At 43.1% G+C, this 13327-nt stretch carries 9 protein-coding genes; 1 reads left to right on the top strand and 8 read right to left on the bottom strand.

The window, feature by feature from the left end:
- Window positions 1-17 precede the first annotated feature (17 nt).
- From CXF72_RS18305 to CXF72_RS18295, 3 genes are all read right to left on the bottom strand, one after another.
- The gene (locus CXF72_RS18305; RefSeq protein WP_101041224.1) at window positions 18-374 is read right to left on the bottom strand and encodes a hypothetical protein; all 357 of its coding nucleotides are present in this window, start codon (window positions 372-374) and stop codon (window positions 18-20) included.
- Between the two features lie 131 nt (window positions 375-505).
- The gene (locus tag CXF72_RS18300) at window positions 506-1360 is read right to left on the bottom strand and encodes an REP-associated tyrosine transposase (RefSeq protein WP_101041223.1); all 855 of its coding nucleotides are present in this window, start codon (window positions 1358-1360) and stop codon (window positions 506-508) included.
- Between the two features lie 37 nt (window positions 1361-1397).
- Window positions 1398-1595, bottom strand: coding sequence for a hypothetical protein (locus tag CXF72_RS18295; protein WP_198552668.1), 198 nt, complete (start codon window positions 1593-1595; stop codon window positions 1398-1400).
- Between the two features lie 56 nt (window positions 1596-1651).
- Between CXF72_RS18295 and CXF72_RS19470 the strand changes: the two genes are divergently transcribed.
- Window positions 1652-1819 carry a hypothetical protein gene (locus tag CXF72_RS19470; RefSeq protein ID WP_157823295.1) on the top strand — a complete coding sequence of 56 codons (168 nt, stop codon included), beginning with the start codon at window positions 1652-1654 and terminating at the stop codon, window positions 1817-1819.
- Here the strand turns inward: CXF72_RS19470 and CXF72_RS18290 are convergent.
- From CXF72_RS18290 to CXF72_RS18270, 5 genes are all read right to left on the bottom strand, one after another.
- Window positions 1811-2293: a GIY-YIG nuclease family protein gene (locus CXF72_RS18290; RefSeq protein WP_101041222.1), complete on the bottom strand. Its 483-nt coding sequence runs from the start codon at window positions 2291-2293 to the stop codon at window positions 1811-1813. The genes CXF72_RS19470 and CXF72_RS18290 overlap by 9 nt on opposite strands.
- Before the next feature lie 288 nt (window positions 2294-2581).
- Window positions 2582-3265, bottom strand: coding sequence for a GTPase family protein (locus CXF72_RS18285; RefSeq protein ID WP_101041221.1), 684 nt, complete (start codon window positions 3263-3265; stop codon window positions 2582-2584).
- Entirely contained in the window at window positions 3265-4269 is a 1005-nt protein-coding gene (locus CXF72_RS18280; protein WP_101041220.1) for a GTPase, read from the bottom strand. Before CXF72_RS18280 ends, CXF72_RS18285 begins: the two co-directional genes overlap by 1 nt.
- 1401 nt (window positions 4270-5670) lie before the next feature.
- A complete protein-coding gene (locus CXF72_RS18275; RefSeq protein WP_101041219.1) occupies window positions 5671-7266 on the bottom strand; it encodes a PfaD family polyunsaturated fatty acid/polyketide biosynthesis protein in 1596 nt (531 codons plus the stop codon).
- Window positions 7267-7370: 104 nt separating this feature from the next.
- Window positions 7371-13250 carry a hotdog fold thioesterase gene (locus tag CXF72_RS18270; protein WP_101041218.1) on the bottom strand — a complete coding sequence of 1960 codons (5880 nt, stop codon included), beginning with the start codon at window positions 13248-13250 and terminating at the stop codon, window positions 7371-7373.
- Window positions 13251-13327: the final 77 nt, after the last annotated feature.

The following is a 13327-nucleotide window of genomic DNA, read 5'->3' as shown; positions in this document are numbered from 1 at the left end:
TACGACTTATATGGTAGTTATTTAATTAAAAACGATTTTATATTTTGGAAAGTAATATCGTCAGTTTCAAAGCTTACATTAAAACTATAATTATTTTTTAAAACCATTTTTAGCGATGTTCGAGTCAATTCAATATTTTTTATTAATTCACCGCCGTCCTCTTCTTCACCATCACACCAATCGACATGAATTTGGGAAGGTGGAAATTCATAATTTACAGAAAAGAAAATACCTTTGACAGATGGTGGAAGCTCAAAGTTTTTCTTACTGTAATCAATTTCAGGATCAGGGTACTCTTGAAATGAAACATTAATAATGTCTCCATCAAGTGCATCAGCATAATAGACTTCTTGTGCATAAAACTCTAAATGCATATAGAAACTCCTGTTGTATAACCGCTTTACGGGTCATGAGGGTCAGGTCTTTCATTTTGCATTATTTTCTTTTTTATTCACAGCTATAATGCGACTGACTACTGAAAAGCGGGTCATGAGGGTCAGGTCTTTCATTTTGCATTATTTTCTTTTTTATTCACAGCTATAATGCGACTGACTACTGAATAATGTATTTTAAAATAATTTCCAATTTCTTTCATTGTATAACCGCTTGATTGATAGGCTTTAACAATAGCCTCATTACGTGTAGTAGAATGTAACTCATAGTCTTTTAAACTTAATGGCGTCACGCTTCGTTGCTTAAAAGGTATTTCTGATAGATCACCTTCAAGTTGTTCCTGCATTAATTGATGCTTTTCAACAAACTCATCATCACCTAAAAATATTTGGTGCTGTAAATCATCCCAGATTGTTTTATTAATACCTTCTTCAACAAAATGGATATAATCAGAAATTGCTACTGTACGCTTTTTATCGAAATATTTTAACAAAGCATCCGTTGCCAGCCAGTCCGGTGAAGATTGTGTTCCCACCATGCAATGCCAACTACTCCACAACCACTCAGCGGGTGAGTTAACCATCTTGGCTCTGATCGGATTTAATACAATATATCGGCAGAGCTCAAGTAAATAAGCATTTTTATCAACTAAAATAGATTTATATCTACCCTGAAAAAGATGGCCAACTCGATGATGCTTTCTGTTCATTGATTGGGTAAAAACACCGTTTAATTGACGCATGCCTTTACTTAGATTTCCGTCTGGTGTCTCTATTAACAAATGGTAATGATTATTCATTAAGCAATATGCATGAATAACCCAATTATAATGAGTACAAACTGTACTTAATAGATCGATAAATAACTCAAAATCACTTTCTTCAAAGTAAATTTCTTTTCTGCCATTACCACGCGATGTAACATGATAAAGCGCTCCCGAAAACTCCAAACGTAAAGGCCGACTCATGTATGCTCCTATTTAATTTTTGGAGAATACAATAATTCTAGAGTAAATAATCAACAATGCAAAATGAAAGACCTGACCCCAGCAGCATGACCCCAGCAGCACCGCAAACTGTACTTAATAGATCGATAAATAACTCAAAATCACTTTCTTCAAAGTAAATTTCTTTTCTGCCATTACCACGCGATGTAACATGATAAAGCGCTCCCGAAAACTCCAAACGTAAAGGCCGACTCATGCATGCTCCTATTTGATTTTTAGAGAATACAATAATTCTAGAGTAAATAATCAACAATGCAAAATGAAAGACCTGACCCCATCGCCTGTGATCAACAATGCAAAATGAAAGACCTGACCCCATCGCCTGATGACCCCATCGCCTGCCATGACCCCATCGCCTGCCAATGTAAAACACCGCTAATGGTTATTCCGATGCAGCGCCTTGCTAAACGTTTACACTAACTGTTTATTCCACTCTGGTTTGTACTTGCCAACTAGTAAGATTTCCAGCTTTTTCGCTAATTCTGCGGCTGTTGCATCATCGCCAGTAACCAAAATATCTATATGCAATTGTTCGTTATGCGCGTTCATCTTTTGACCAGAACCATGCTTTCTCGAGCTATCACTTCCTCTCCGATAATCACTTAAACGTTTTCTAAAACCACCATTGGAAAATTCAACAGCTCTGCCGATATAAACGACTCGACCGTTTAATCTAGCACGATATAGACCTACTGATTTATTGTATGGGGATAAATTTGCATTAGACAAAATACCAATAGACTGCCAGCCACCTTCCCACTGGGAAATTGCCTTTCCTCCGATGACTGCGTTTTTATTTTGCTGATACTGTCGCTCCTGTGCCTGAACAACTGCCTTCTTTCCAGCATTTCCAACACCTTTCGCGACTTTTTCTGCAACATCCCAAAATCCCATTTTAACTCCTTATATTTGGCTATACATTTAACGCCTTAATAACAGGCAAAATTTGGCGGGCCAAAATACGAGCGAAGCGAGATAGCCAGCCGTATTTTGTCCTTGTTGATTAACTTGTATGAATAATAAACCCATAAATTAATTAATATTTAAACCAAGTTAGGGTAATGTGAGACCCAGGCTTAAGCAGCAACTTAAGCTTTCCTTGTCGTAGTTCGATTGATTAGACCGATAACAAGAATGAACACGACAAAGGACTCCAAGCACCACACTCGAATAGTCTACTTGTTAGATTTTTAGTGCTCGTTTACTTTGCGGCATATTATTAATTATCAGGTCAAATAACTTATCGATGTTGTAGTTATACTCTGCTGAATAGTAAATTGGTTTTATGATATCTACACCAGTTGCTTCTTTAACTCTGCTCTTTATTGACGTTGATTGAGCCTCTAAAAACTCTTTTAATTTAGTTTCAGGTTTATTAAGAGAATAATTCCAATGCCTTCCCTTCATCGCCATATCAGCTTGATTGATCGCAACAAGAATTCTCTCTTTTTGAAAGTTAGGCACAACAATTTCGTTTAATAAACGATAAGTAGTTCCCATATCCCTATTTGAGCCTTCAATAATTATAAGTACCAAATCTATGAAACCATGTGACCCTTCATCTGAGCTATATGACTTATATAGGAGATCTGTAATATTTTTTGAATGTGATTCATCTCTAGCCACTCCATCCCCTAGACCAGGAGTATCCCAAAGCCTAAAAGAATCATTTAATGAATGGCTACTAATAATCATTGTTTCAGGGTCAACACCAGAGCCCACAGATGAAATTGTTTTTTGAAAAAAACTATTTAATGTTGTCGATTTTCCTGCACCTGTTACACCTGTTACCATTACATCTAAAGGACGAGCACCAATGGTGCTTAACACTATTTCAATATCGTTAACCCTATAGCTTTTATACATTAACCAAAGATCCCGCTGAATATTTTTTTTCCTAGTGCTATAGCACCACCAATAGCTCCACCAACAACTTTCCCAACAGCTTCGCCTGTTTTACCAAATATAGTGCCTATGTCTGCTCCAATTTCAGCGCCTTCACTTGCATGTTCTTTTACAGACTCCCAAACTGACTCTTTAATTTCATTATTATATTCTTTGATATCATCGTTATCTTTCCACATCTCATCATCATTTGAAACATTGTCATTAGCGAACAATACACGCTTTCGATTTGGGGTGTGCTTGACAATAAAGTATAATAATTTTGATAGATTATAAGGTCGTTGATTTTCCCCTTCTTCTTTATAACCAGCAGCATAAAAAACAGGCTCAACTTTTACTCCAGTGGCTTCATGAACTCTATTTTTCACTGATACAACTTTGTCACATAAAAATTTTTCTAATTTTTCTGTGGGTTTATTTTCTTCAAAATCCCAATTATTCCTACCTTTCATGGCAACATCAGCCTGATTAATTGCCACTAAAATTCTTTTACTAGCATCTTCACCTAAACTTGGAATTATGACGTTATTAATAAGCTCATAAGAAGTACCTAAATCTCTCGTGCTACCATCAAGTATCACTAACACAAGATCAATTAAACTATTTCCCTTTCCATCCAATTCATTTAATTTATTGATAATATTTTTCGCATGCTGATTATCTTTTTGCTTTCCATCGCCTAGTCCGGGGCTATCCCATAAAACTAAACTATTCAATTCATATTTTGTAATATCCATTGTTTCAGGGTCAACACCAACTCCCACTTTAGCTACATCTGTATTAAACAAAGCATTAATAGTTGAACTCTTACCGCAACCTGTAGCACCAGTGATCATAATGTTCAACTCTTGAGTTTTAAGACTCAAAATATTTTCAAAAATCTTTTTCTTAGTCGCATCATCAAGATCGTTTGCATTATGTAAATCATCTTCCATTGTTTTGAATATATTTTCGTGCTGTCCCATTTTATAAATCCTTATTAATATGCGAATAACTATGAAAAAAATATAACAGCTTATAAGCATCACTATGCACGAAAAGCCGCGATACCTATCTCACATCAAATAATCACAACAATATCTATTTAACATCAATAAATCAATGTTTTAAGTAAAAATTTACTGAACTTTCACTTTGGGATAGGTGTTAACATGCAACCTATCCCATTTCCAAAATAGATCCTAAGCGATTAATTTATAAACTAAATTTAGCTACCCTAAAATATAACCTGCAGGGTGATACCTATCACTGGAAAAATCTCTAAGATGGTACTATACGACTGTTTGTAAAATAAAAGATGCGACACCCAAACCTTTTGATAAATAAACCAAACCAATGCGGCTACGAGATTCCCCTTCCATTTTTCTTGCAATGAACAAGCGCTTTAGCAAAGGAAATCATGGAGCGATTTGAACGCCAGTTCAGTTTTATGAGCGGGCTAAGCTCTGCGTACCCTTGTTGATTCACTAGGCTTGGCTCTGCACATGGATGTGCTGTCCGAACTAGTGCGTTAAAAAGTGGTTGGGCAGTGCAAGATAAAAAAATGGCTAGGGGTGACGCTTTTTGCCTACTTTTTTTCGGCATTTAGAAAAAGTAAGGTCGCCGTCAGGGCGAAGCCACCAACAAATCAAGTTAAACCAAGCGCTCACAAGCGAAGGCTTACAAACAATCCGTAGCGACAAGGCAATTTCCTGAACACGTAGATCGTGGTATCTATCAAAGTAACTCGCCGTAAGGGCGGAATACCAACAATGAAAGTAACACCGAAAACTCACAAGCGAAGGCTTACAAACAATCCGTAACGACTAGGCAATTTCCGTACGTTTTTCTTGTGATGGCCAATCACTTTAGCAAAGGAAATCATGGAGCGATTTGAACGCCAGTTCAGTTTTATGAGCGGGCTAAGCTCTGCGTGCCCTTGTTGATTCATTAGGCTTGGCTCTGCACATGGATGTGCTGTCCGAACTGGTGCGTTAAAAAGCGGTTGGGCAGTGCAAGATAAAAAAATGGCTAGGGGTGACGCTTTTTGCCTACTTTTTTTCGGCATTTAGAAAAAGTAAGGTCGCCGTCAGGGCGAAGCCACCAACAAATAAAGTTAAACCAAGCGCTCACAAGCGAAGGCTTACAAACAATCCGTAGCGACAAGGCAATTTCCTGACCACGTAGATCGTGGTATCTATCAAAGTAACTCGCCGTCAGGGCGGAATACCAACAATGAAAGTAACACCGAAAACTCACAAGCGAAGGCTTACGAACTCCCATAAAAAAGCCCCAAGCCGTTAAACAACTTGAGGCTAACAATAAATTTATGTATGCCTTTTTAGATCACCTTGTACCAATAAATCAGCACACCGCAGAGCTCTTTTTTAGCTCGGGTAATAACCCGACAAACTTTGCGCTAATGTAACGCCCTGCAGTTTAAGCTGATTAATACGCTGTAAATAGGCGCCACCTTTTAATAGGTGCAGCGCCACATCAACCGCTTTACGCTGTTTGTAATCCTCTAAGTAACTGCCCTTCACCCAACTGTTAAAAGCGCCCAAACTCGGACCTGCCCATATTTGGTAATCCATTTCCCGGCCTGCTTCCCCCTCGTTCGACCAACGCGATGAAAGTCCTAAATACCAGCGAAAAATCAGCGCCATTTTACGTTTAGGGCTACTTTGCGCACGCTCAAGCATAGCGGGATCGCGCTCATGGAAAAAAGCGATCGTATCTGCCCATACTGCATCTAAGTTTTTCCGAAAAATCTGTTTTTCAATTTTCTCACGCTCAAGGGCGGGAATCGCTTCGATTGACGGATAAGCCATATACAAGTCATAGAGTTTATTGGCGCGCATCGCAAACATCGAGCCGCGTTTAACTACTTGTAATTTAACCCCCATTTCAAACATATCAGCGGCGGGTGCCATGGTCACATCGGCCATCTCAACATTGGCTAATAATTTGCGCGTATGCTCCGAGGCACCAGCTTCAATGCAGGCCTGATTAACACTGCCGACAACAATGTAGGCCGCGCCCATATTAAACGCCGCCAGGGTTGCCTGCGGGGTACCTATTCCGCCGCCTGCGCCAATCCGCAGAGCAGGTGAAAAATTGTATTTTTCCTGAATTTCATCGCGCAGGGCGATAATAGAAGGTAACAAGGTTAAAAACGGACGGTTATCCGTATGTCCGCCGGAATCAGCTTCAGCGGTGATGTCGTCGGCCATCGGCACACGCTCTGAAAGCGCTGCCTGCAAAGAGGTGATTTTTCCCTGCGCAAGTAATTTCTCCACCAGCTTTTTAGGTGCCGGCTCCATAAAACGTCGTCCGACTTCGGTGCGCGATACCTTGGCAATCACTTTATTGCCGATATTAACGCTGCCATCGGCATTTTCCGATAAACCGGCTAAACGGTAGTACACAATATGCTCGGTTAAGGCTAAATAGGCCGATGCTTCGACCACTTTAACACCCAGTTTTAGAAAACGTTCAACGGCACCGCGCTCTAATGCTTCTTCGCTGGGAGCATGAATCAGATTGACCGCAAAGGGGCCGTTCGGTAAGGCGCTTTGAATCGCTTTAATGGCCTTTTCAAGCACATCGGGCACTAAACCCGCCGCACCAAAGGAGCATAAAAAGCCCGCTTTGCCGAGGGCCGTGACTAATGCTACCGAAGATATTCCATTGGCCATCGCCCCGCCGTGATAGGCATATTTTACACCGTAGCTCTTTTTAAAGGCCGAATCGCCAAGATCTTCCGGTTTAAGCGCCTGGGCAAAGGCGAGTACGGCTTCACTACCATCGCTGCTAATCTCCTGACTTACCCCTAAACCTTCAGCCTGTTGTGCAAGGTAGACGGGTTTGTGGAGATCCATTAAACAATGCTTAATGACCTGCGGATCACTGTTGATGTTGGCCGGACTGACTTTCCATGCCCAGTTAATTTGATTGTCTGTATTAAAACCTAAAGCTGACATATTGGTACCTTAAACGAAGCAGGATTGACCTGCGTTTGGTGCTTGTAATGTAAAGTGATGTAAAACCTTTTAGAATTCCGGCAAACCCCTCGCCGGAATAATGGTTAGGCTTCAACAATGCTTAAAACGATATTCTTCACTTCATAGATACGCAGACCATCTTTGGACAAATTCGCATCCCCGACTAAACGCACTTCATGCTCATTGCGAATGATATTAGTCAGATGCACATCCAGGCTCATCTGTTTATTAAGCGGGGTAATTTGCCCGCGGTATTTCCAGATAACTTCGCTGCTTGGAGTGATAAAACGGGGATTGTTAAACCCTGCTCCTAAATCATTTTTTAATGCATAGGCCTGCAGCAGTTCGATAATTGCTTCAACGCCCAAGGAGCCGGGCATAACCGGATCCTGATGAAAGTGGTAACGGAAGAACCAGTCACTTTCATCGATAGTCCGTTCGCCATAAATGTAGGCTAAGTCGGCTTTGCCGCCCCCTTCTACAATAGAGACGCTGTCCACAAAGTTCATGTCTCCGCCCGCCAGACGGTAATAGGGTTTGCCCGCCGGGGCACTGAATAATGGCGATTTTTTATTACGAAGCTCAAAACGCTCAATGCACTCTGGGGCGGTATTATGATCCACAAACCAGGCGTGAGTGATTTTGCCGTTATCAATGCCCAGCTGATTGGTGAGGGATTCGCCACTGAAGTAACCAAAAACAGCGTTACCTGTGTAGAATACTTGTTCATCGACCAGCAGCTCAAAAGTGAAACTTTGAATAATTGCACCGCCGGCTGTGCTGGTGCTCAGTAACACCGATTTATTAACGATGGTTTTACCGCGCAAATCGATTTGTTTTAATAGCGTGCCTTTACCGTCAAGGTTACGGAAGTAGAGCTCTTTTTGCGGATATTTAAGCGTAGTGCCCATATAACCCGAAAGAAAACCGTTGGGCTGCAGGGCTATTTCCATCAGCAGTGCATAGGGCATCCAGCTTGAATGGCTATTTTTGGTAAAATACCAGGCGTCTGCTGGCACATAATATTGCGCAGTACAGCTGGCCGGATTTTTAAGATCCAGACGTTTGCCTTTAACCTCGGTCACCTTCGTTACAACCTGTAAATCACCGCAGGGAGTGCGCGGTGGAATGCGCCCTCGATAGACATCAAAATCAGGGCCAAAACATTTGCTGATATCACCCGTCGCAAATTCAAACAGATGCCAGGGGGTAAAGGGCGTTTGATCCGGCACTCGATTTTGTCCGCGAACCTGTGGCGCCGCAAAGTGTTTAATCGGGATCACCCCTTTTTCCCGGTAAGCTGTAAAATCTGATTCTACACGCATCAACGGACGCTCGGGATGTTTAAAGGGGTAGATGCCACGCTCGTCGGCAACCAGTTCACTGCTGATACTTTTAACGGCTGCCGCGTCCATTTCCGCTAAATGATTTTCTAAACGGCTGAGCGCCAAATCAACGGAAACACTGACCGGATCGCGCGTCGCTCGAATCGCCGAAGGGCTTAAGGGCGCACCGGGAATTTGTACAACATTTTCCGGCAGGGTCACGGGACAGGGGGAGTTGTCATCCTGCTCTTTTATTTCAACGGACAAGTTTTTAAAATCAACGACGACTTTGCCGTCAAGAATAATATCTATATTCGCTTTAATAAACGGACGCGGGAACATCCCCATTGTGGTGACTTCCATTCGGTAAGTCAGCGTATTTGACTGCGGCAATACCTGACCGCGGCAACGCACGGTCTGCGCCTCACCCGGCATGGGTTGGAAACGGGCATTATTAACATTGCTGTTCATGCCCAGCCAAAGCATCAGGAACATCGCCATTTGTCCGCAACCTTCGGACATTAAAGAGCCTGCCATCACCTGATCACCTTTAAAATGACAAGGGAAATACCAGTGATCGGGTTCGAGATCTTTCTGCCCTTCAAGTAATCCTAATCCCCAGTGACCGCCCTGCGGATCAATCTTAGTGATTCTTTCGATCATCAGGAATTTTTTTGATGAGAATTTCAACGACGGATTGCGGCCATGCTGATCATATTCAGGGCCGAAACAACCGCTAATATCACCGTCAACCAGTTTGAGCATCTCCTCAACACCATATTGGCTGCGCTGATTATTAATTAACGGCTGGAAATAAGATTTTTCAGCTTTTGTAAATTGCGCTTTATCCTGATCGTTGTGGATCACGCCTTTACCGTCGGCTAATTCCTCATCGGTAAAGAAACCGGCACAACCGTTACGCATAATTAATACTTTTTTATCCCCGACAAAACAGTCGTAATGGAAGAAAAACAATAACTGCTCGCCATTTTTAGCATAGGAATCGATATAAATTTCATAACGTAATGTTTCACCGCCAAAGGCCATCTCCTCTAAAAAGGTTAATTCACAGTCAAGCAGACGGTAAACACGTTCGCCTTTATTTTGGAAATCAATGCCGATATAAGAAATCAGCATTAAATCACACTGACCCGATTCAACGGACACCGACCATGGGATCTGACCATCGATTAAAAAAGGCGCATCCGTTGGAATATCATATTCCGTTGCCATATAGGATTTTTTATATTCATTGATGCCGGCCTTTAAATCAGTTACCCGAGTGACCAGCAGATAATCCGTGGTGGGCAGACGCACCCTCCGCGGATAGCTGTCGATAACGGCATAATCACGGCCAAAGACGTTAGCGATATTGCCTTCAGCAAACTCCACTAGCGCGGCACTGTCATAAATAATTTTTTGCGGTTGGTTATAACGCTCGATCAACTGCAGTGGCGGATAGGCATAACCGCTCGCGCCCTTGATTTGCAGGCCGCCAGGCGAGGTGCTTTGCAGCTTTTCAGCTTTAATTTCAGCCGCTTTAATTTCCGGTGCTGCTGTTTCGGCTGTTTTATCAAGTGCAGCCGAAACAGGGTTAGCCGAGGTTAACTGCACCTGCAGTTTGATTAATTGGGCTATCTGCTGCTCAGCTGCGTGCCGTGAACGAATAAATGCCAAATGCGTTTTTGTTTGCTGGAAAATATCTTTACTGGTTTTACTGGCCACGTTTACCCCGGCGCGACTTATCGACGTCGCTGTTTGAATGGTTGCTGGTTTGTCCGTCACGGTTTTATTGCCTTGCGGACTGCCCTGAAAAGTCGGTGCACGATTTATTTGTAAGAACTTAAGCGGGATAGGATCTTTAACAGGTGCTAATACTTTATTTGAGACCTGTTTTTTGATATCTGCAAAGAGCGGATTATCACCCTGTTTCAGAATAGTCTGCTGAATATCATCCCCGCCCAGCGTAATGGTTTTTATTAATTGCGGGCGGTTTGTTGGCGCGGATAACGGCACAGATTGACGGGCTGAATCCGTTGCCGATAGAATAAGATGCGCACAGCAAAAGTCTTTGCCTAACCCATTAATAGCCGTATTAACGCCTGCTTTTTGTTTATCGAGCAGTAAAGCCGTTTTGATGATACTTGCCATGCCCGATGCATTAAATAAGTGCCCTACCTGAGTTTTAACACTGCCGATTTCAAGTGCAGGATAGAGTTTGTTAAAGGCGGTTTCTTCCGCCTGATTATCACCGCTGAAACCGCTGGCAAAGGCTTCTATATGCTTTATCTGCGCGCAGCTTACATTCGCTATTTGGCTCGCTTGTAGCGCGGCTTTTTCAATCGCCTGCGCATCACTGCCCGGTGCAAAACTTAATCCGTCGACTTTTGCGTAAACCGCATTGGCAGCGGCCTTTGAATTCGGTTTAACCACAAATGCGCCCGCCCCCTCGCCGACTAACCACTGTTGTGAACTTAGTAGGTTGGGTCTGTTTGTGGCGTTTTCAGAAACCGCACCATAACGCTGCCGTAAACTGATATTTTCCAGTGAGCCCGCTAAATCAACGCTGGCAATCAGCACCGCTTCAACGTCGGAGGTTTGAAAGAGGTTTTCAGCCAGTTCCAGACAACGATAAACAGAATTTTCTTCACTGGAAACCGTAAAGGCAGGGCCGGAGAAATCCCATAAAGCGGCCACCCGCGATGCCATAATATTACCGATAAAACTGGTATATTGATTTAACTGCGCCGCCGAGGCGATGCCCTCTTTGGCAATATCGGTAAGGGTCAAGCGCTGATCGACTGATAATTCAATGCCCTGCTCTTTTAAACTTTGCTCAATTTGAGTGCTTAAATTGACCCGGCCGCGATACTGATGCAGATCTAATTCAACCCCCATAGCAACTAAAACCGCGACATTGCTGCCCGTGCTTAACTGCGCATCATTCGCGGCATTATCGGCCACTTTCATCATTAATAACTGTTGCGGAATAAGGCAGTCCTGCTCATTGGGCGGCACTTTAAAACGCAGAAAATCAATGTCAAAGTTTTCTATGTAGCCGCCCTTGGGGACTTTATTCAATAATAAAGTCTGTTTAATGCCTTGGCTGTTTTCCATGCCTTTCCAGCGCTTGGGCGGCAGTGCCCGAAAAGTGGTCTGCCCGGTGCTTAATAAGGTATCAAATTCTAAAAGGCTGCTGGCACTGCCAAAGTGGCAGTCCATGCCGACAATGGCTAAGGGTTCGCGGGGTTTAAGCGCAACGCTGCTTGGCGCATAAGCCGTATTACCCGGCTGTAATACCAGATGGGCATTACTGCCGCCAAAGCCAAAAACACTGACTCCTGCGCTGCGGGGTTTATTTTCGCAGGCGGGCCAGTTAACCGTATCGACAGGCATCTGCGCAGCACCAAAGTAGCCGTTTTTAGAGCTCATGGGCTCTTTTAAATCGATGGTCGCCGGAATTTTTCCTTCATTTAAAGCCCAAATGGCTTTAGTCATGCCCGGCATGCCCGCCGCCGTTAACAGGTGACCGAGGTTGGATTTAGCCGAGCCCAATAAGGGTTTATTGTGGTATTGGCTAAAGAAGGTTTCCATGGAGCTTAATTCGACTTTATCCCCTTTTGGAGTACCCGTGGCGTGGCATTCAATATAATCCACGTCAGCGGGATTAACCTGCGCATTCTGATAAGCGCGCTGATAGGCAAGAACCTGCCCTTTGCTGTTCGGACTTAATACAAACTCACCTTTACCGTCATTAGACAGGGCGCCGCCCTTAATAAGAGCGTGAATTTTATCACCATCACGCAGAGCATCAGCGTGGCGCTTTAATACCATCATGCCGGCACCTTCAGCGGCGAATAACCCCTGAGAGTTTTTATCCAGAGGTGCGTGGTTATTATCCTCAGGAAAGGCCTGGAAAATCGAAAAACCCATATTCACAAACAGCGGATCGGCGCTCGACACCGCGCCCGCCAGCATCATATCGGCTTTGCCCGTGTGCAGGTAATCACAGGCTAATTTAACACTGTAACAGGAGGATGCGCAGGCGGCGTCCAGGGAAAATACACTCCCGCCAAGCCCCGCGGCTTGAGACAATAATGCCGAAGGGAAACCTGCAATCAGGGCGTTATCGGAATTAACCGTCTGTTTAGTGCTGAAATTGCTTAACTGAAAATGGCTTGAGGTTAACTGCTGTAATGCATGTTCAACCACATGCGCATAAAGTGGTAAAAAAAGGTGGTTAGATGTTTTAGTCGGAAAAGATAAATTCCCTAAAATCAAACCGCAGTTCTGTAATTTTTCACTTCCCCAATAACCCGCATCGCTTAACGCCTGTTGAGTTACATATAAGCCCCATTTGTGCAGGTCGTCTAACTGATTAAGGTAGGTGTTATTCAAACTTTCGGAGACAAACGGTCCGGAATCAAATTCAAAGTCACGGATATAACCGCCATACATACAGTAAAATTTGTCCGTATCACCTTTTCTGCCGTAATATTTTTGCGGCTCAACGCCCAGCTCAAGCGCGGTTATCGGGCTGCGGTTATCCTGTTTTTTTAATAACTGCTGCCAGAAGGTCTCTGGTGTGTTCGAACCGGGAAATAGATTGGCTATGCCAACGACTGCAATATCTTCCATAAATTATCTCTTTATTTAACTGCCAACACGGGTTGGATATTTGAACCGTAAAATCGAACCGTAAAAAAGCGGCTTAA

This window comes from Psychromonas sp. MB-3u-54 (genome assembly GCF_002836415.1).
Taxonomy (GTDB): domain Bacteria; phylum Pseudomonadota; class Gammaproteobacteria; order Enterobacterales; family Psychromonadaceae; genus Psychromonas.
The sequence above is the reverse complement of the archived record's forward strand: the minus strand, read 5'-3'. Positions and strand labels throughout refer to the sequence as shown.